This window comes from Pseudomonas sp. R37(2017) (assembly GCF_002113375.1).
GTDB lineage: Bacteria > Pseudomonadota > Gammaproteobacteria > Pseudomonadales > Pseudomonadaceae > Aquipseudomonas.
The window spans coordinates 23,205-41,998 of record NZ_NEHO01000019.1; the positions used below are offsets into that span (position 1 = coordinate 23,205).

General features: G+C 62.2%; 22 protein-coding genes and 1 pseudogene. 9 read left to right on the forward strand and 14 right to left on the reverse strand.

The annotated features are described in order from the left end of the window. The first annotated feature begins 10 nt into the window (after positions 1–10). Positions 11–1,870: a TonB-dependent receptor domain-containing protein gene (locus tag CAG47_RS23535; RefSeq protein WP_085727931.1), complete on the forward strand. Its 1,860-nt coding sequence runs from the start codon at positions 11–13 to the stop codon at positions 1,868–1,870. A 25-nt stretch (positions 1,871–1,895) separates the two neighbouring features. Here CAG47_RS23535 and CAG47_RS23540 read toward each other — a convergent pair. The 11 genes and pseudogenes from CAG47_RS23540 to nrdR form a co-directional block, all read right to left on the reverse strand. Further along, positions 1,896–2,687, reverse strand: a pseudogene (locus tag CAG47_RS23540) (cobalamin-binding protein); the annotation flags it as partial. Continuing rightward, positions 2,687–3,106 (reverse strand): MFS transporter, encoded by a 420-nt coding sequence (locus CAG47_RS23545; RefSeq protein ID WP_085727933.1) that lies wholly within the window; start codon positions 3,104–3,106, stop codon positions 2,687–2,689. The pseudogene CAG47_RS23540 and the gene CAG47_RS23545, both read right to left, overlap by 1 nt. Further along, complete coding sequence (ribA, locus tag CAG47_RS23550; RefSeq protein ID WP_056728926.1) at positions 3,103–3,720, reverse strand: GTP cyclohydrolase II; 618 nt, start codon at positions 3,718–3,720, stop codon at positions 3,103–3,105. The genes CAG47_RS23545 and ribA overlap by 4 nt, the downstream gene beginning before the upstream one ends. Positions 3,721–3,921: 201 nt before the next feature. Next, on the reverse strand, positions 3,922–4,425 hold the full coding sequence (locus CAG47_RS23555; RefSeq protein ID WP_085727935.1) for a phosphatidylglycerophosphatase A: 504 nt from the start codon (positions 4,423–4,425) through the stop codon (positions 3,922–3,924). After that, positions 4,422–5,387, reverse strand: coding sequence for a thiamine-phosphate kinase (gene thiL, locus CAG47_RS23560; RefSeq protein ID WP_085727937.1), 966 nt, complete (start codon positions 5,385–5,387; stop codon positions 4,422–4,424). The genes CAG47_RS23555 and thiL overlap by 4 nt, the downstream gene beginning before the upstream one ends. Positions 5,388–5,414: 27 nt before the next feature. Then, on the reverse strand, positions 5,415–5,915 hold the full coding sequence (gene nusB, locus CAG47_RS23565) for a transcription antitermination factor NusB (RefSeq protein WP_007933632.1): 501 nt from the start codon (positions 5,913–5,915) through the stop codon (positions 5,415–5,417). Further along, positions 5,912–6,388 (reverse strand): 6,7-dimethyl-8-ribityllumazine synthase, encoded by a 477-nt coding sequence (gene ribE / locus CAG47_RS23570; RefSeq protein ID WP_003228649.1) that lies wholly within the window; start codon positions 6,386–6,388, stop codon positions 5,912–5,914. Before ribE ends, nusB begins: the two co-directional genes overlap by 4 nt. 91 nt (positions 6,389–6,479) lie before the next feature. Further along, complete coding sequence (gene ribBA / locus CAG47_RS23575) at positions 6,480–7,571, reverse strand: bifunctional 3,4-dihydroxy-2-butanone-4-phosphate synthase/GTP cyclohydrolase II (protein WP_085727939.1); 1,092 nt, start codon at positions 7,569–7,571, stop codon at positions 6,480–6,482. 16 nt (positions 7,572–7,587) lie between these two features. Beyond that, positions 7,588–8,253, reverse strand: a complete 666-nt coding sequence (locus CAG47_RS23580) for a riboflavin synthase (protein WP_085727942.1) — start codon at positions 8,251–8,253, stop codon at positions 7,588–7,590. Positions 8,254–8,300: 47 nt separating this feature from the next. Next, complete coding sequence (ribD, locus tag CAG47_RS23585; protein ID WP_085727945.1) at positions 8,301–9,434, reverse strand: bifunctional diaminohydroxyphosphoribosylaminopyrimidine deaminase/5-amino-6-(5-phosphoribosylamino)uracil reductase RibD; 1,134 nt, start codon at positions 9,432–9,434, stop codon at positions 8,301–8,303. After that, positions 9,431–9,895, reverse strand: a complete 465-nt coding sequence (nrdR, locus tag CAG47_RS23590) for a transcriptional regulator NrdR (protein ID WP_177409069.1) — start codon at positions 9,893–9,895, stop codon at positions 9,431–9,433. The genes ribD and nrdR overlap by 4 nt, the downstream gene beginning before the upstream one ends. 127 nt (positions 9,896–10,022) lie before the next feature. Between nrdR and CAG47_RS23595 the strand changes: the two genes are divergently transcribed. Genes CAG47_RS23595 through trxA form a run of 3 tightly spaced genes read left to right on the forward strand, consistent with a single transcriptional unit; the run spans position 10,023 to position 12,052 of the window. Next, positions 10,023–10,487, forward strand: coding sequence for a YbaY family lipoprotein (locus CAG47_RS23595; protein WP_085727947.1), 465 nt, complete (start codon positions 10,023–10,025; stop codon positions 10,485–10,487). Continuing rightward, positions 10,484–11,140, forward strand: a complete 657-nt coding sequence (locus tag CAG47_RS23600; protein ID WP_085727949.1) for a methyltransferase — start codon at positions 10,484–10,486, stop codon at positions 11,138–11,140. Before CAG47_RS23595 ends, CAG47_RS23600 begins: the two co-directional genes overlap by 4 nt. 39 nt (positions 11,141–11,179) lie before the next feature. After that, positions 11,180–12,052, forward strand: coding sequence for a thioredoxin (gene trxA / locus CAG47_RS23605; RefSeq protein WP_085727951.1), 873 nt, complete (start codon positions 11,180–11,182; stop codon positions 12,050–12,052). On the opposite strand, the gene CAG47_RS23610 is transcribed toward trxA, so the two are convergent. After that, entirely contained in the window at positions 12,053–12,403 is a 351-nt protein-coding gene (locus CAG47_RS23610; RefSeq protein ID WP_085727953.1) for a hypothetical protein, read from the reverse strand. It abuts the gene before it with no gap. Positions 12,404–12,537: 134 nt separating this feature from the next. On the opposite strand from CAG47_RS23610, the gene CAG47_RS23615 reads away from it, so the two are divergent. The 5 genes from CAG47_RS23615 to CAG47_RS23635 all read left to right on the forward strand — a co-directional run bounded on the left by CAG47_RS23615 (position 12,538) and on the right by CAG47_RS23635 (position 16,696). Beyond that, the gene (locus CAG47_RS23615) at positions 12,538–13,116 is read left to right on the forward strand and encodes a DUF2796 domain-containing protein (protein WP_085727955.1); all 579 of its coding nucleotides are present in this window, start codon (positions 12,538–12,540) and stop codon (positions 13,114–13,116) included. A gap of 153 nt (positions 13,117–13,269) precedes the next feature. Beyond that, a complete protein-coding gene (locus CAG47_RS23620; RefSeq protein WP_085727957.1) occupies positions 13,270–13,980 on the forward strand; it encodes an ABC transporter ATP-binding protein in 711 nt (236 codons plus the stop codon). Position 13,981: 1 nt separating this feature from the next. Continuing rightward, the gene (locus CAG47_RS23625) at positions 13,982–15,247 is read left to right on the forward strand and encodes an ABC transporter permease (protein WP_085727959.1); all 1,266 of its coding nucleotides are present in this window, start codon (positions 13,982–13,984) and stop codon (positions 15,245–15,247) included. 11 nt (positions 15,248–15,258) lie between these two features. Continuing rightward, the gene (locus CAG47_RS23630; protein WP_085727961.1) at positions 15,259–15,777 is read left to right on the forward strand and encodes a DUF3299 domain-containing protein; all 519 of its coding nucleotides are present in this window, start codon (positions 15,259–15,261) and stop codon (positions 15,775–15,777) included. Positions 15,778–15,997: 220 nt separating this feature from the next. Beyond that, entirely contained in the window at positions 15,998–16,696 is a 699-nt protein-coding gene (locus CAG47_RS23635) for an OmpW family protein (protein WP_085727963.1), read from the forward strand. A 201-nt stretch (positions 16,697–16,897) separates the two neighbouring features. On the opposite strand, the gene CAG47_RS23640 is transcribed toward CAG47_RS23635, so the two are convergent. Together CAG47_RS23640 and CAG47_RS23645 are read right to left on the reverse strand one after the other, a co-directional pair. After that, complete coding sequence (locus tag CAG47_RS23640) at positions 16,898–17,827, reverse strand: NAD-dependent epimerase/dehydratase family protein (protein WP_085727965.1); 930 nt, start codon at positions 17,825–17,827, stop codon at positions 16,898–16,900. After that, the gene (locus tag CAG47_RS23645) at positions 17,820–18,704 is read right to left on the reverse strand and encodes a sugar nucleotide-binding protein (RefSeq protein ID WP_046041630.1); all 885 of its coding nucleotides are present in this window, start codon (positions 18,702–18,704) and stop codon (positions 17,820–17,822) included. The genes CAG47_RS23640 and CAG47_RS23645 overlap by 8 nt, the downstream gene beginning before the upstream one ends. Between the last annotated feature and the right edge of the window lie 90 nt (positions 18,705–18,794).

Sequence of the window (18,794 nt, forward strand, 5' to 3'; positions counted from 1 at the left end):
CGGACTACCCATGAAACTCTCCCCCTTCGCCCTGACGCTGACCCTGCTGCCGGCCGGTCAATTGCTGGCCGACACCTTCGAACGCGACCAGGCCCTGAAGCTGCCCGACGTGTTGATCAGCGCCAACCGCCAGGTCGAAGCACGCAACGACAGCAGCGCCGCCAACACCGTATTCACCCGCGAAGACATCGACCGCCTGCAACCCTACAGCGTCACCGATCTGTTGCGTCGGGTACCGGGCGTGCAAATCGCGCAGACCGGCGGGCGCGGCAGCCTTCCGGGTGTCTACATCCGTGGCACTCAGTCGGCCCAGAGCCTGGTGCTGGTGGACGGTCAGCGCATCGGCAGTTCGACTTCCGGTGACAGCAACCTGCAGCACATCAACATTGAACAGGTAGAGCGCGTGGAAGTGCTGCGTGGCTCCCGCTCGGTGATTTATGGCAGCGATGCCATTGGCGGGGTAATCCAGATCTTCACCCGCCGTGGCGGCGAACAAGGCCTGCACCCTCGACTGCACATGGGATTTGGCAGCAACCAGACCTGGGAGCGCAGCCTCGGCTTGTCCGGCGGCGATGAAAAAACCCGCTTCAACCTTGGCACCAGCCTCGACGAAACCGCCGGGATCAATCGCACTCACGAGTCGTTTCCCAGCGACGGCGACCATGACGAATACCGCAACAAGTCGTTTAGCCTGAGCTTGAGCCACGCCCTGAGCGACGACATCGAAGTCGGCGCCAACGTGCTGGATAACCGAGGCAAGAGCGAGTTCGACAGTCCATTCAATCCAGTTCAGCAGCAGCCCTACAACGAATTCGATGTGAGCAGCGTCAGCAGCTATGTCGATGCACGGCTCAACGACCGCTGGAAAACCCGCATTGATTTCGGTCACAGCGAGAACCGCGAGAAAACCCTCGACAAGCTCAGCGACGAACGCTCGGTGTTCAACACCTATCGCGACTCGATGACCTGGCAGAACGACCTGACGCTCGACGAGCGCAACAGCCTGATGCTGGGCGGCGACTGGTATGAAGACCGGATCAACAGCAGCACTGCGTTCGACGAGGACAGCCGCTGGAACCGCGCCGCATTCATCCAGCATCGCTTTACGGCGGACAGCTTCTCCACGGAGTTGGGCCTGCGTCACGACGATAACCAGCAATTCGGCAGCCAGAACACCTGGAGCGGCACCTTCACCCTGCCGTTGAACCCGGACAACGAAGTGCTGCTGACCTACAGCGAAGGCTTCCGCGCGCCGACGTTCAACGATCTGTACTACCCGGATTTCAGCAACCCGGACCTCAAGCCTGAAACCTCGAAAAGCTATGAGCTGCAATGGCGCAGCCAACTGACCGAGAGCAGTCGCCTGGAAACCTCGCTGTATCGCACCGACCTTGAAGACGCGATCATCTTCGGCAGCAACTCGCGCCCGGAGAACGTCGCCTCGGCGCGGATCAACGGCTTTGAAGCGGCGCTGAAGCAGGAACTGTTCGACTGGCAGAGCAATCTCGGCGTGGCGATCATCGACCCGCGGGATCGTGACACGGGCCACACTTTGGCTCGTCGTGCGCGGCGCACTTTGAGCTGGGATCTGGACCGACAGTTCGATCGCCTGGGCCTCGGCGCCAGCTGGCAAGCGGTCAGCAGCAGCTATGACGACCTGAACAATCAACAGCTCCTCGGCGGCTATGCCTTGTTGGGACTGCGCAGCAGCTGGGAGCTCAATCGTGAAATCAAGCTGGAGCTGAAGGTCGACAACCTGCTGGACAAGGGTTACAGCCGGGCGTTGTACAGCTTTGACGGCAATCAGTACGGGTATCGCGAGGAAGGTCGGGCGTGGATGTTTGGGGTAACCTGGACGCCGGAGATCTAAAGCCAGACTCGATCATTCGTGGCGAGGGGGCGATCAGTTGGCAAAGCCTGGCAGTCGCCTCGACCATCTGCCCACTCGGCCGCTCCAGGCCCTTGTCTGTCACCAGGCGCAATTGCCCTTGCGCCACGGCCGCCACCTGCGGCCAGGCTTTCCATGCATCGAGCTGCGCCTGATCGCCGGCCAGAATCACTTCAGGATTGCGCTGCAACACCGCCTCCACGCTGACTTGCGGTGCCGGCAGCTTCAGGTCGGCAAACACGTTGCGAGCACCGCAGACTTCCAGTGCATCACTGATGATCTGCTCGCCGCCGACGGTGTACAACGGCCGGTCCCAAATCTGATAGAACGCCCGCAACGGCTTGTCCCGTCGATAGCGCTGACGCAGCGCATCCAGGCGCTGGTGCAGGTCGTTCGCCAATGAAACGCCACGCTCAGGCCGACCGAGTCGAGTGGCGATGGCCTCGATCTGCGCGGTCAACTGGTCCAGGCTATGGGGCTCGGCGACGTAGGTGGGGATGTTCAGGCGCTTGAGTTGGTCGCGCTGGGCCGGGCCGACGCTACCGGGCCATAGCAGCAACAGATCAGGTTTCAGGCTGAGCAAGCGTTCCATGTCCAGCTGGCCATAGCGGCCAACGGAAGGCAGATCCTTGAGTTCGGCAGGTCGCTCACCGGCGTCCAGCACACCGACCAGGAGGTCGGCGGAACCCAGTTCGACGACGATTTCAGAGAGCGACGGTGCAAGGCTGACAACCCGTTCGACCGCGATGGCCGAGCGACTGGCGGCCAGCAACAAAACCGCCAGCCAGATCGCGCGCATCAACCGAGCTGACGCGGAATACGGTAGAGGTAGAACAACACGACGGTCGACAGCGCCAGCAGCATCAGCGGCACCGCTTCGAGACCGACGAACACCGCCAGTGCGCCGATCCATGCCGGCAAGCCGGCGGCGAGGAATGCCGTGCGCCGCTTGGCCGCCAGACTGATCCAGGCGGCAGGTTCTTCAGGGGTATCGAGGGCTTTGCGGGTGGCGATCAGCGCGTGTTTGTAGGCACCGAAAAACTTCAGGCTGACAAACATCGAGGCGACTCCGGCGATGAACAAGGGCATCGCCAGCACCGGCAGGATGGCGTCGCTCTGGCCGAACACCGCGTTGATCACAAACAGCGGCAACAAGGCCAGTGCCAGGTATTGCCACCAGTTGACGGACAGCCGCCGCCTCACCTGACCGCGGGTCACGCCCGGTCTACCTCGCCCTGATGCTCATTGCCCATCATGTGGTCGAGCTTGCTGGCCTTGGTCGCCAGGTAGAGTCGGTTATGCGGGTTGTGGCCGGTGTGCAGCGGCACGCGCTCGGCGACCACGATGCCCATGTCGGTCAAGGCTTTGACCTTGCGTGGGTTGTTGGTCATCAGGCGCAGGGACTTCACGCCCAGGTGCTCCAGCATCGGCAGGCACATGGCGTAGTCACGCTGGTCGGCGGCAAAGCCCAGGCGCTCGTTGGCTTCAACAGTATCGGCGCCACCGTCCTGCAACTCATAGGCGCGGATCTTGTTCAGCAGGCCAATGCCACGACCTTCCTGACGCAGGTAGAGCAAAACGCCACGACCTTCCCGGGCGATGGCCTGCAAGGCGGCCTCCAGTTGCGAGCCACAGTCGCAACGCTGGCTGAACAGGGCATCGCCCGTCAGGCACTCGGAGTGCAACCGGCCGAGCACCGGGGCACCGTCGGCGATCTCACCCAGGCTCAGCACAACGTGCTCGCGGCCGGTGGCCTCATCGAGGAAGCCGTGCATGGTGAATTGCGCAAAAGGCGTTGGCAGCTTGGAAGCGGCGACAAAAACGACAGGCACCGGTGTGCTCCTGATCTAAAAGTCTGAAGATTCGCAGAGCCGGCATTGTAACAGCAGGTTCCGGAGGACGCTTAGGCTGAATTATCGGCGATAACGATCAAAATGTTTGATATACGCCCTGAATACAGGCTCCCGGGGTTCAGCGTCAGTACGTGAATCTCCCGATTGACGATCCGCCTGATCAACGCTGGGAAATCCCGGTCAGGCGAAAAACCACACAAGCCCCTGCATCGCCAACCAGGCGAACACCCCGGCCAGGACATCATCGAGCATGATGCCAACGCCGCCATGCACGTGCCGGTCGATCCAGCGAATCGGCCACGGCTTGAGGATATCGAAGAAGCGGAACATCAAGAAACCCGCCAGCAACCACTGCCAGCCTTCCGGCACCAGCCACAGGGTGATCCACATCCCGACCATTTCGTCCCAGACGATGCCTTCATGGTCGTGTACCCGCAAATCGTCGGCCACTTTGCCGCACAGCCAGAAGCCGAACAGCATGGTGATGCCCAGCATCAGCCAGTAACCCCAGTCCGGCAGCATCTGCCACAACGGAACAAAGGGTAGCGCAACCAACGATCCCCAAGTGCCGGGCGCCTTTGGCAAGGTGCCCGAACCGAAGCCGAACGCCAGGAAATGCCATGGATTACGCCAGACCGACGGCGGTACGAATTCCGCCGGGACCTGTTTGGGATGATCTGTCACGGTGACTCCCGAAAATGTTGATAACCCCGGGTTTGCGGGGTGATGTCCTTGCCATCGGCGTCCAGCAGCGTCACGCCCTGCCCCTTCACCACCCGGCCAATCACATGGATCGGCCAGCCATCGGCGAGCAATTGCGGCAACTCGACGGACGGTAGGGTGAACGCCAGGACGTAATCGTCGCCGCCGCTCAGGGCAGCCACCTGTGCATTCGATTGACCGAGAAAGGTAACCAGGCTCTGGGACAGCGGCAAACGGTCCTGCTCGACTTCGATGCCGACCTTCGAGGCCAGCGCGATATGTCCGCAATCCGCGAGCAGACCGTCAGAGATATCCATCGCCGAGGTGGCCTTGCCCCGCAGCGCCTGACCCAGGCCGAGCTGCGGTTGCGGTGACCAGTAATGCGCCAGCAACGGCTCGGCAATGCTCGCCTGGGCTGTACGCTGACCGAGCACCAGGGGCAAGGCACCGGCCGCATTGCCCAGGTCGCCACCGACACACAGCAGGTCGCCCGGCCGTGCGCCGCTGCGGGTCAACGCCAGGCCACTCGGCACTCGGCCGAACACGGTCATGGTCAGGCTCAATGGCCCGCGGGTGGTGTCGCCACCCACCAGTGCCACGCCGCAGTTTTGCGCCATCAGGTTCAAACCACGGGCATAGGCTTGCAGCCAATCGGCGGTCACCGTCGGCAAGGTCAGGGCAAGGGTGAAGGCGACCGGGGTGGCGCCCATGGCTGCCAGGTCGCTGACGGCCACGGCCAGCGAGCGCTGACCGAGCAGAAACGGATCGCAGGGATCGGCGAAATGCACACCGGCCACCAGCGTATCGGTAGAAATCGCCAACTGCTCCCCAGCAGGAACGGCCAGCAAGGCGCAATCATCGCCGATTCCGAGGGCAACGCCTTCGCCGCCCTGCGCACAAGGCGCGGCGGCGAAGAAATTGCGGATCAGCTCAAACTCGCCCATGGCGCAGACAAAGTGCTCAAGCGCCGATCAGCGCTTGAACGCCTTGACTTCAGCTTCACGCAGACGCGGGGCCAGCTTGTCGAGTACACCGTTGACGAACTTGTGGCCGTCGGTGGAACCGAAGACCTTGGCCAGTTCGATACCTTCGTTGATCACAACGCGGTACGGCACGTCGACGCGCTTGAGCAGTTCCCAGGTGGACAGGCGCAGAACCGCCAGTTCAACCGGGTCCAGCTCTTCGATGGTCAAGTCCAGGCATGGCTTGAGCGCGGTGTCGATTTCGGTCTTGAACTGCGGAACCCCATGCAGGATTTCGCGGAAGTACGCGCCATCGACATCGGTGAAATCGTTATCGACCCGGAACTGCGCTTCGATCTCGTTCAGCGACTGCTTGGCCATGTGCCATTGGTACAGCGCCTGAGTCGCGAGCTGACGGGCTTCGCGACGCTTGGCGCTCTTCGATGGCTTGCCGGCATCCGCAGGCTTTGGATCGCGCGGGTTGAAACGATCGCTATCGTCGCTAATCACTTGGCCTCCAACTGCGCCAGCAGGCTGACCATTTCCAGAGCGGACAGGGCAGCTTCAGCACCTTTGTTGCCGGCCTTGGTGCCGGAACGCTCGATGGCTTGCTCGATGGAGTCAACGGTCAGCACGCCGAATGCAACCGGTACGCCGAACTCCATGGACACCTGGGCCAGGCCCTTGGTGCATTCGCCAGCCACGTATTCGAAGTGCGGAGTGCCGCCACGAATGACCGCGCCCAGGGCGATGATTGCCGCGAACTCGCCTTTCTGAGCGACTTTCTGCGCAACCAGCGGGATTTCGAAGGCGCCAGGTGCGCGGATGATGGTGATGTCGCTTTCGCTTACGCCGTGGCGAACCAGGGCATCAACCGCACCGCTGACCAGGCTTTCAACGACGAAGCTGTTGAAACGGCCCACTACCAGTGCGTAGCGGCCTTTAGGGGCGATGAAGGTACCTTCGATGGTCTTCAGGGTCATTCGTTAGATCTCTTAAAGAGCCGGGACGCGTCTCGTACGCGCCCCTCGGTGATATTTGAACCGCGAATTCAAGGCCGGAAACACCCGGTCATTATTCGGAGGGCACGTATTCTACAACTTCCAGATCGAAACCGGATATCGCATTAAATTTCATCGGTGCCGACATCAGGCGCATTTTGCGTACGCCCAGGTCACGCAGGATCTGCGAACCGGCACCCACAGTGCTGTAGGTGGTCGGTTTTTTCGCCGCGGCGTGATCGGCGGTTTCGCGGATATGCGCCAGCAACACGTCGCCATCGAGCGGGTGACCGAGCAACAGCACCACGCCGCTGCCGGCCTCGGCCACCGTGGCCATGGCGGCGCGCAGGCTCCAGCGGCCCGGTTGCTTGACCATCAGCAGGTCGCGCAGCGGGTCCATGTTGTGCACGCGAACCAGGGTCGGCTCTTCGGCACACACATTGCCCAGGGTCAGCGCCATGTGCACGTCGCCTTCCACCGAATCACGATAGGTCACCAGGTTGAATTGGCCCAGTTCGCTGTCCAGTGGCTGCTCGGCAATCCGCTGAACGGTACGTTCGTGGATCATCCGGTAGTGAATGAGGTCGGCGATGGTGCCGATCTTGATGTCGTGTTCGGCGGCAAAAGTTTCCAGTTCGGCGCGACGGGACATGGTGCCGTCGTCGTTCATCACTTCGCAGATCACGCCACTGGGCTCGAAACCGGCCATGCGCGCCAGGTCGCATGCCGCTTCGGTGTGACCGGCGCGGGCCAGGGTACCGCCGGCCTGGGCCATCAATGGGAAGATGTGGCCCGGGCTGACGATGTCTTCGGCCTTGGCATCACGGGCGGCGGCGGCCTGCACGGTACGCGCACGGTCGGCGGCGGAAATGCCGGTGGTCACACCGGTGGCCGCTTCGATCGATACGGTGAACTTGGTACCGAAACCGGAACCGTTGCGCGGCGCCATCAACGGCAGCTTGAGCAATTCGCAACGCTCGCGGGTCATCGGCATGCAGATCAGGCCGCGGGCATGCTTGGCCATGAAGTTGATGTGCTCGGGCTTGCAGCACTCGGCGGCCATGATCAGGTCGCCTTCGTTCTCGCGGTCTTCGTCATCCATGAGGATGACCATCTTGCCTTGGCGGATGTCTTCAACCAGTTCTTCAATGCTATTGAGCGCCACAAGGCACCCCCTTGAGTCAGGATTTGAGATAGCCGTTGGCGGCCAGAAAGCTTTCGGTAATGGTGCTGCCAGCCGCAGGCTCCGCGGCTTTGTCGCCCAGCAACAGGCGTTCAAGGTAACGGGCCAGCAAGTCCACCTCCAGGTTCACCCGGCGCCCCGGTTGATACGACGCCATGATGGTTTCGCTCAGGGTGTGCGGAATGATGGTCAGCAGGAACTCGGCGCCATCGACTGCGTTCACGGTCAGGCTGGTGCCGTCGACGGTGATCGAGCCTTTATGGGCGATGTACTTTGCCAGGTCCTTCGGCGCGCGAATGCGGAATTCCACGGCGCGCGCGTTTTCGGTACGGGCAACCACTTCGCCCACGCCATCGACGTGACCGCTGACCAGGTGCCCGCCGAGGCGAGTGGTCGGGGTCAGGGCTTTTTCCAGATTGACCGGGCTGCCACTTTTCAGGTCGTTCATGGCGGTGCAGTCGAGGGTTTCGCGACTGACGTCGGCGGCGAAGCCGTTGCCCGGCAACTCGACGGCGGTCAGGCATACGCCGTTGACCGCGATGCTGTCGCCCAGTTTGACGTCGCTCAGGTCGAGCTTGCCGGTTTCGACATGAACCCGCACATCACCGCCCTTTGGGGTCAATGCACGAATACTGCCGATGGATTCGATGATGCCGGTAAACATGAGGTTCTCCTCGAGAACAAAGCCAAAGCTTGCGCGATGGCCGGAAATTATACGCTTGCTGCTGGCAAAGGAATGGCGATGACTCGCCAGTCATCGCCGATCGCACGAATTTCGGTGATTTTGAGTTCCGGCGCATCCTTCATTTGCGCGAGCGGCCAATCCAGCAGCGGTCGTGCCGAGGAACCGAGGAACTTGCCGGCGATGAAAATCTGGAACTCGTCCACCAGACCGAGCTGGGCAAAAGCACCTGCCAAACGCGGACCGGCCTCGACCAACACCTCGTTGACACCACGCGCGGCGAGTTCGACCAGCAGCTGACGCAGGTCGACCTGACCGTCATAGCCCGGCACGCTCAAGCACTCCGGACCGTTGGCGTACTGCTCTTCCACTGCCACGCAGGTAGCGACCAGCGCTGGGCCGGCCTTGAAAAACGGCGCATCCAGAGGCACCCGCAGGCGCCCGTCGACCAGCACCCGCAACGGCGGGCGGCTCATGGCCAGTGCCGTTTGTTCAGCGTCCAGACCCAGCTCGTCGGCGCGTACGGTCAACCGCGCGTTGTCCGCCAGCACCGTGTCGGCGCCGGTCAATACCACGCTGGCCTGGGCACGCAAGCGTTGTACCGCCGAACGCGCCGCCGGGCCGGTGATCCATTGACTTTCGCCACTCGCCATGGCCGTGCGACCGTCCAGGCTCATGGCCAACTTGACCCGCACGAACGGCAAGCCGTGTTCCATGCGTTTCAGAAAGCCTTGATTAAGCTTGCGCGCCTCGCCTTCCAGCACACCGCTTTCGGTGGCGATACCGGCCTGGGCCAGGCGTTGCAGGCCGCGACCGGCGACTTCCGGGTTCGGGTCCTGCATCGCCGCGACGACCCGGGCCACGCCGGCATTCACCAGCGCATCGGCGCACGGCGGTGTACGGCCGTGATGGCTGCAAGGTTCAAGAGTGACGTAGGCCGTGGCGCCACGGGCCAGCTCACCGGCAGCACGCAAGGCATGGACTTCGGCGTGGGGTTCACCGGCGCGCTCGTGCCAGCCTTCGCCGACAATCTGCCCGCCCTGCACGATCACGCAACCAACCCGCGGATTGGGGTGCGTCGTGTAATGCCCCTTGCGCGCCAGTTCCAGGGCACGAGCCATGTAGTGGGCGTCGAGGATGGCTTGTTCGGCAGGCGTGGTCATTCTTTCACCGGTTCACGGGCCAGGCGATCGATCTCTTCGCGGAACTCGTTGAGGTCCTGGAAGCGGCGATATACCGAGGCGAAGCGGATGTAGGCGACTTCGTCGAGCTTCTTCAGCTCGGCCATCACCAACTCGCCGACCACGAGGGACTTGACCTCGCGCTCGCCGGTGGCGCGCAGTTTGTGTTTGATGAGCACCAGCGACGATTCGAGGCGTTCGACGCTCACCGGGCGCTTTTCCAGCGCGCGCTGCATGCCGGCGCGGAGTTTTTCTTCGTCGAACGGCTGGCGACTGCCGTCGGTTTTGATCAGGCGCGGCAACACCAGTTCAGCCGTCTCGAACGTTGTGAATCGCTCGCCGCAGGCCAGGCATTCACGCCGGCGGCGCACCTGTTCGCCCTCGGCGACCAGACGCGAGTCGATGACCTTGGTGTCGTTGGCACCGCAGAAGGGACAGTGCATGGTGGCAGGCAACAAAAAAAGGGAGGGCCATGGTAGCGCATCCCGGTGGCAAGACAAGCCATAGGGTTTGCGGTATACAGACGAGATGATCACTTGATCCATGGAATTCAGGTTTATGGAGCCACCGATGTCGTTACGTCCGCTCATTTTGCTCAGCGTTTTCAGCCTCCTGGTGGCTTGCGGCAGCGATGCACCCAAGCCGCAGCCCCCAACGCCCGGCCCGGCGCCGCAGCAAGCGCAGAAGAAGGCCCGGGAGGCCGCCGAACTCGGCCCGCTGCCCGCCTATCTGCGTGAGCTGAGCGGCACTTTGCAAGGCGTACCGGCAGGTGCCGAAGTTGAACTGGCATTGCTGGTGATCGACGAAAAAGACCGCCCGCAACAATTGCTCGCCAGTTCCAACCTGATCGGCAACAACCAGGTGCTGCCGTTTCACCTGCGCTTCAATCCGCAATCCTTCCCGGCCGGAGCTCGCGTTGAACTGCGAGGCCGTGCCAGCCAGTCCGGCCAATTGATCCTGCACCTGCCGTCGCAGCTGATTACCCAGCCGACCACCCAGGCCCTGGGCCAATTGCAATTCGTCAAAGCCCCATGAGTGCACCACTCGACCTGCAACGGGCCTTGGGTGAATTGCTCGGCGATGCGCAACTGGTAGCCTGCCCGCTGCCGGAAACAGATTTGAAACTGTGGCTGATCGACGGCGACAACATGGACCGCGCCTTCAGCCCGGAAGAAACCCGGCGCATCCTGCATGAGCCGCCATACTGGAGTTTCTGCTGGGCCAGTGGCCTGGCCGTGGCCCGTTATCTGGCTGCCAACCCGCATTGGGTCGAAGGCAAGCGGGTACTGGATTTCGGTGCAGGCTCCGGGGTGGCGGGGATTGCCGCCGCCAGGGCCGGCGCGCTGGAAGTGCTGGCCTGCGACCTCGACCCGCTGGCGATTGCCGCGTGTCAGGCCAATGCCGAGCTCAATGAGGTACAGCTCGATTACTCGACGGATTTTTTCGCCGAGGCTGATCGCTTCGATCTGATCCTGGTGGCGGATGTGCTGTACGACCGGGCCAACCTGCCACTGCTCGACCAGTTCCTCAGTCGCGGCCGAGAAGCGCTGGTGGCGGACTCGCGAGTGCGGGATTTTCGCCATCCGCTGTACCGGCGCATCGAAATGCTCGAAGCCATGACCCTGCCGGATCTGGCCGAGCCCCACGAGTTTCGGCATGTGAGTCTCTACCACGCCGCCCGCGCCTGACCGTATAGTTGCCCCATTCACGCTTTTACGAGATTGCCCATGAGTCAGGAAACGCCGTACATCTTCGACGCCACGACTGCCGATTTCGACCAGTCGGTCATCGAGAACTCCTTCCACAAGCCGGTGCTGGTGGATTTCTGGGCCGAATGGTGCGCGCCCTGCAAAGTGCTGATGCCGATGCTGCAGAGCATTGCCGAGAGCTACCAGGGTGAGTTGCTGCTGGCCAAGGTCAACTGCGACATCGAACAAGACATCGTCGCCCGCTTCGGCATCCGCAGCCTGCCGACCGTGGTGCTGTTCAAGGACGGCCAGCCTGTCGACGGCTTTGCCGGTGCCCAGCCGGAATCCGCCGTGCGTGCCCTGCTCGAACCCCATGTGCAGATGCCGCCACCGGCCGCCGCCGATCCGTTCGAACAGGCCCAGGCGCTGTTCGACGACAGCCGCTTTGCCGATGCCGAAGCCCTGCTCAAAGTCCTGCTGGGCGAAGACAACACCAACGCCAAGGCACTGATCCTCTACGCTCGCTGCCTGACCGAGCGCGGTGAATTGGGCGAGGCGCAAGCCGTTCTCGATGCGGTCAAGAGCGACGAGCACAAGGCCGCGCTGGCCGGTGCCAAGGCGCAGATCCAGTTTCTCGGTCTGGCCAGGGACTTGCCGGATGCCGCCGACCTGAAGGCCCGACTGGCGAAAGATCCCCAGGACGACGAAGCAGTTTATCAACTGGCGATTCAGCAACTGGCCCGTCAGCAGTACGACGCCGCGCTGGATGCACTGCTCAAGCTGTTCATCCGCAACCGCAGCTACAGCGAAGGCTTGCCGCACAAGACCTTGTTGCAGGTGTTCGAGTTGCTGGGCAATGACCACCCGCTGGTGAGCACGTACCGCCGCAAGTTGTTTGCCGCGCTGTATTAATCACGCCCCCTGCACCAACCAGCGATACAGCGGCGTATCCCCGCCGCTTTCCACCTTCACATCCGAACTGTGGCGCAAGCGCACCAACAGGCGCTTGCCCGCCGCCGCGCTGCCAGTCAACCCTTCCAGTTGATCGAGCAGGTCCGGGCCACTGAGTTGCCCGGCCTGGCGCAACAGATCCCGGGCGATCTGCCACAGCGCGTCATCCTGGTTCAGCGGTTTCGTCGCTGGCGCGCTGACCGGTTTTTGTTCCACCTGCAACTGTGTCTCCAGTCGCGCCCAGTCCGCGTCGTCCATCTCCAGGGTCAAATCCACCGGCCAGTCGCCGATGCTTCCGCGAATTCGCAACATGGTCTGCTCCCGCACATTTCTTCCCTGCATGCTCCCATGGGACTTGTGCAACGCCAAGCAGACAGTCAAACTCCACGCAGAAACGTTATAAGATTACATAACATTTTCTTCATTTTACTTTTCGGAGTCTCGCCATGCGCCGTTTGCTTCTCGCCTTGCCGTTTGCCATGTTGCCTCTGGCCGTCGCCCATGCCGCCGACGAACACGATCATGAGCATGGCAGCCTGGGTGCCCACGAACATGGCGTGGGGCGCCTGAACGCAGCGCTCGACGGCAAGACCCTGGAGCTGGAACTGGAAAGCCCGGCGATGAACCTGGTGGGTTTCGAGCATGTCGCCACCAGCGATGCCGACAAGGCCAAGGTCGTCGCGGCCCGCACCCAGCTTGAAAATCCGCTGGCGCTGTTCAACCTGCCAAAAGCCGCAGGTTGCGTGGTGGCGAGCCAGGAACTGGAGAGCCCGTTGTTCGGCGACAAACCGGACGCCGATGATGATCACGATGAAGACGCCAAGGACGAACATCACCACGACCACAGCGAAATCCACGCCCATTACCACTTCACCTGCGCCACTCCCGGCGCGCTGAAAACCCTCGACCTGGCGAATATCTTCAACACATTCCCGGCGACCCAGAAAATTCAGGTACAACTGATCGGCCCGAACGGGCAGCAAGGGGTTGAAGTGACGGCCAAGGCTGCCACCCTCAAATTCTGATTACCTGTAGGAGCGGGTGCCCGCTTGCGGCATGCTCGCGATGGACGTCAACGATAACGTGGGGCATCTGACACCCCGCGGTGTTTATGCATTCATCGCGAGCATGCTCGCTCCTACAGATGCAGGGTTCATCAATCATTCGACCGGTTTCACATGACCCAAGCACTCATCGAACTGTCCGACCTGGGCTTCAGTTGGCCCGGTCATCCACCCCTGCTGGACATCCCGGCGTTTCGCCTGGAGCGCGGGGCAACCCTGTTCCTCAAAGGCCCCAGCGGCAGCGGCAAGACCACCCTGCTCGGCCTGCTCGGCGGCGTGCAAAAACCCGATCGCGGCAGCATCCGCCTGCTCGGCCAGGAACTGACGCAACTCTCGGCCGGCGCCCGTGACCACTTCCGCGTCGATCACACCGGCTACATCTTCCAGCAGTTCAACCTGCTGCCGTTTCTGTCGGTGCGCGAAAACGTCGAACTGCCCTGCCACTTCTCGAAACTGCGCGCCGAGCGGGCGAAGCAACGCCATGGCAGCGTCGACAAAGCCGCCGCGACGCTGCTCGCCCACCTGGGTTTGAAGGATGCAAACATCCTCGGTCGCCGCGCCGACTCACTGTCCATCGGCCAACAGCAACGAGTGGCCGCAGCACGAGCCTTGATCGGTCAGCCGGAGTTGGTGATCGCCGACGAACCGACGTCGGCCCTCGATTACGACGCCCGCGAGAACTTCATTCGCCTGCTGTTCGCCGAGTGTCGCGAAGCCGGGTCGAGCCTGTTGTTCGTCAGTCACGACCAGAGCCTGGCGCCGCTGTTCGACCACAACCTGTCGCTGGCCGAACTCAATCGCGCCGCCACCCCGTCCGAGGTCTGAGATGTATCTGTTTCGTCTAGCCATGGCCAGCCTGGCTAACCGCCGTTTCACCGCGATCCTCACTGCGTTCGCCATCGCCCTGTCGGTGTGCCTGTTGCTGGCGGTGGAGCGCGTGCGCACCGAAGCCAAGGCCAGTTTCGCCAGCACCATCAGCGGTACCGATCTGATCGTCGGCGCACGTTCCGGCTCGGTGAACCTGTTGTTGTACTCGGTGTTCCGTATCGGCAATGCCACCAACAACATCCGCTGGGACAGCTTCGAACACTTTGCCAGCAACCCGAAAGTGAAGTGGGCAATCCCGATGTCCCTCGGCGATTCCCATCGCGGCTACCGGGTGATGGGCACCACCGAAGCTTACTTCGAGCATTACCAGTACGGCCGCCAGCAGCACCTGGAACTGGCCGATGGCCGGGCCTTTGCCACTGACCCTTTCGAAGTGGTGCTCGGTGCCGAAGTGGCCGAGGCATTGCACTACAAACTCGGCGACAAACTGGTGCTGGCCCACGGCGTGGCGGCGATCAGCCTGGTCAAGCACGACGACAAGCCGTTCACCGTGGTCGGCATTCTCAAGCGCACCGGCACCCCGGTGGACCGCACGCTGCACATCAGCCTCGGTGGCATGGAAGCGATTCACATCGACTGGCATAACGGCGTGCCGGCCCGGGGCGAAGGTCGCATCACGGCCGATCAGGCACGCAACATGGACCTCACGCCGCAAGCGATCACCGCGTTCATGCTCGGCCTCAACAACAAGATTTCGACCTTTGCCCTGCAACGGGAAATCAACGAATTCCGTGGCGAGCCGATGCTGGCGATCCTGCCGGGCGTGGCGTTGCAAGAGCTGTGGAGCCTGATGGGCACCGCAGAAAAAGCCTTGTTCGTGGTCTCGTTGTTTGTGGTGCTGACCGGATTGATCGGCATGCTCACGGCCATTCTCACCAGCCTCAACGAACGCCGCCGGGAAATGGCGATCCTGCGCTCGGTGGGTGCTCGCCCATGGCACATCGCGACGTTGCTGGTGCTCGAAGCCTTTGCCCTGGCACTGTCAGGCGTGATCTTCGGCGTGGCGTTGTTGTATGTGTGCATCGCGGCGGCCCAAGGTTACGTGCAGGCCAACTATGGCCTGTTCCTGCCACTGTCCTGGCCCAGCGAATATGAATGGACGCTGCTCGGTGGCATCCTGATCGCCGCGCTACTGATGGGCAGCGTGCCGGCCTGGCGTGCCTATCGCCAATCCCTGGCCGATGGCCTGTCGATCCGTTTATGAGGACGTTGAAAATGCCCCGCGCTGTACTCGCGCTGTTGATGCTGGTCGCCCTGCCCCTGTGGGCGGCCCAGCCGAAAGACTTGACCTGGTCGGAGATGATTCCGCCGGATGCGCCCAAAGAAGTACCGAACATGACACCGCTGCACGACCTGTCGCAGATGAGCAACGCGCTAGCGGCAGAGTCGGCGCCAGCCGCCAGACAGGACATGCCCAACGCCCCGGTGGTCAAGGCCCTCGACGGCCAGAACATTCGCCTGCCGGGCTACATCGTGCCACTGGAAGTGAGCGAGGAAGGACGCACCACGGAGTTCCTGCTGGTGCCATATTTCGGTGCCTGCATCCACGTACCGCCACCGCCGTCGAACCAGATCGTGCACGTCAATAGCGAAGTCGGCGTGAAGCTCGACGAGTTGTATCAGCCGTACTGGATCGAGGGTGCTTTGCAGGTCAAGGCGACCACCAGCGAGTTGGCGGATGCCGGGTATCAGATGGAGGCGGACAAGATTTATCTGTATGAATTGCCGGAGTGAGTCCGGTCGTTTTGTGCAGTCTGTTAGTCCCTCTTCGCGAGCAGGCTCGCTCCCACATTGGAATGCGTTCCATTTGTGGGAGCGAGCCTGCTCGCGAAGGGGCCGGCAAAAACACCACAAAATCCATCCCCTGCCACTTTCATTGAGCTGCATCAAAAGGCCGAATCGTTAGCCGGCTTACCATTGGACATCAAAATTTCTAACGTCCTCTGGAGCCCCCATGAACAAGTCAATGCTCAGCGCTACGCTGGTTGCCCTCGCGCTCGCAGCCCCGCTCGCCCAAGCCCACGAGGCCGGTGACATCATCCTTCGTGCGGGTGCCATCACCGTTAACCCGGAAGCCGACAGTTCCAGCGTCAAGGTCGATCAAGGCCCGTTGGCGGGCGCCGACCTGGGTGGCAAGGCGACCATGAGCAGCGATACCCAATTGGGTCTGAACTTCGCCTACATGCTCACCAATCACCTGGGTATCGAGCTGCTGGCGGCCACACCGTTCGAGCATGACGTGAAACTCAAGGGCACGGCTCTGAGCGCGGCCAACGGCAAGCTCGGCACCCTCAAGCACCTGCCGCCGACCTTGAGCCTGGTGTACTACCCGCTGGATCCCAAGTCGGCCTTCCAGCCGTACGTCGGCGGCGGCATCAACTACACCTATATCTACGACGAACACGTTGGCAGCCGAGCGCAGTCCGCCGGTTTCAGCAACTTCAAGGCGGAAAACTCCTGGGGCCTGGCGTGGCAAGTCGGTGCCGACTACATGCTGACCGACAACATCATGATCAACGCCCAGGTGCGTTACATCGACATCGATACCCGCGCCACTGTCGAGAACAACTCGATTGCCCCTGGCACCCGGGCACGTGTGGACGTCGATGTAGACCCGTTCATCTACATGGTGGGCCTGGGCTACAAGTTCTAAAGAACGTTCACGTGGTGGTGAATGAGGCTTGGTGGTGAGCAGATACAAAATCTGACGGCGACTGCTGCGCAGTCGCACGGGACGCTGCGTCGATTCGACAAACTCCCTCGCCACAGGAATTGCACAGGTTTCAAGGTAAATTCCGGCCGTGAAAAAGGCGCCTGTAAAAAGGCGCCTTTTTCATATCCGCCGGGCAGCGATCTATCGCCCCAGCAACCGCGCCAGCCCCACGCGCATCGGTGTCTGCTCGGTGGTAATGAAGCGTTCCAACAGACGCCGGTTGTTCGCCCGGGAATGTCGAATGTCACCGGAACGCGCCGGGCCATAACTCACCGGCGGCAACTTGCCAACCACGGCTTCGAGCGCTTCGAGCATTTGCTTGAGGGTCGTCGCCTGGTTCCAGCCCACGTTGACCGCACCGTCCTCGACCCGGGGTTTCTCGATGGCCTGCACCAGCAAGTCGACCAGGTCTTCGACGTAGACGAAATCCCGGGTCTGCTCGCCATCGCCGAACACGGTGATCGGCAGGCCTTTTTGCGCACGTTCGCTGAAAATGCTGATCACTCCGGAATAAGGCGAGGACGGATCCTGACGCGGCCCGAAGATGTTGAAGAAGCGGAAAATCACCGGTTCCAGCCCATGCTGGCGACGGTAGAAATCGAAGTAATGCTCGCTGGCCAGTTTGTCCGCCGCATAAGGCGTCAGCGGTGTCTTGGGCGTGTCCTCATCGATCGACTCGCCCTCGCCATTGTTGCCATAGACCGCCGCACTGGAGGCGAACAGCACGCGCTTGACCCCGGCCTGACGCATGGCTTCGCAGACGTTCAGCGTGCCGATGAAGTTGCTCTGGTGCGTGCGCACCGGATCATCCACCGAAGCCTGCACCGACGCCACGGCGGCCAGGTGCGCCACGGCACTGCAACCGGTCATCGCCTGGGCAACCAGCGCCGCATCGGCCACATCGCCGACGATCAGCTCGACACCGGGATTGTCCAGCGGCAGATTGCTGCGCTTGCCGCTGGACAGGTCATCGAGAATCCGTACCGCATGCCCCTTGGCAAGCAGGGCGTCAGTCAGGTGCGAACCGATGAAACCGGCGCCACCGGTGATCAGAACAGGACCGTCAACCATGGCGATAGAACCTGTCCAGCAGACCGGGTAGCGCCGCACGCCAGGCACGCGGTTTGATCCCGAAGGTATGCAGAATTTTTTTGCAGGCCAGGACCGCGTGTTGCGGTTCTTCGGCAGCGTCCGGACGCGCGGCGTGAGCCTGGGCGGTCGGGGCTTCGATAGCCAGCGGATGCAGGCTGCGAGCTTCGGTCAGAATCGCCTGCCCCAGCGCCAGCGGCGTGGTCGCCTCATGCCCGGCATAGTGGTAGGTGCCCCACAACGGCGCGGCGCAATCGAGTTGCTTGAGCACTGAAATGATCACGCGGGCGGCATCGTCGACCGGTGTCGGGTTACCGCGCCGGTCGTCGGCCATCAACAATTCCTCGGGTTGTTCGGCACGGGCAAGGAAGCGGCCAAGGGCGCCATCCGGGCTGTCGTCCAGCAACCAGCCGAAACGCAGCAGCACGTGTTGCGGGCAGGTGGCACGAACGCTTTGCTCGATCCGCCACAACGCCTGACCGCGCAGGCCCAGGGGCACCGGTTCGTCTTTTTCGCTGTAGGCCGTGGCGCGGGAGCCGTCGAACACTCGATAGCTGGAAGGTTGCAGCAGGACGATGTTGTGGTGCTGGCACAGCTCCGCCAGACGCTCGATCGCGCGCTCCTGGCCGGCCAGACGCGACTCGCTCACTGCCTCGGCCTGAAACCAGTCGAAGTAGTAGGCAAGGTTGATCAATGCATCGGGGCGGGTGTCGTCGAGCAACTGTGTCAGGCTCGCGGCATCCCAGCCGTCTTGCGGCGGGCGGGGGGCGAGGAAGCCGATGTCTTCCTCCGCACCGAGGCGAATCAGCGCCTGCCCAAGGGCATTTCCGCCGCCCAGTAACATAAGGCGCATTCGCATAGAGTCAGCAGGCCCAGTCTGATTGGAAGATGGCTTTATCGACACCGCGCCCAGGCGATGTCGTTGGTAATTGCCGGAATCGTTGCATTT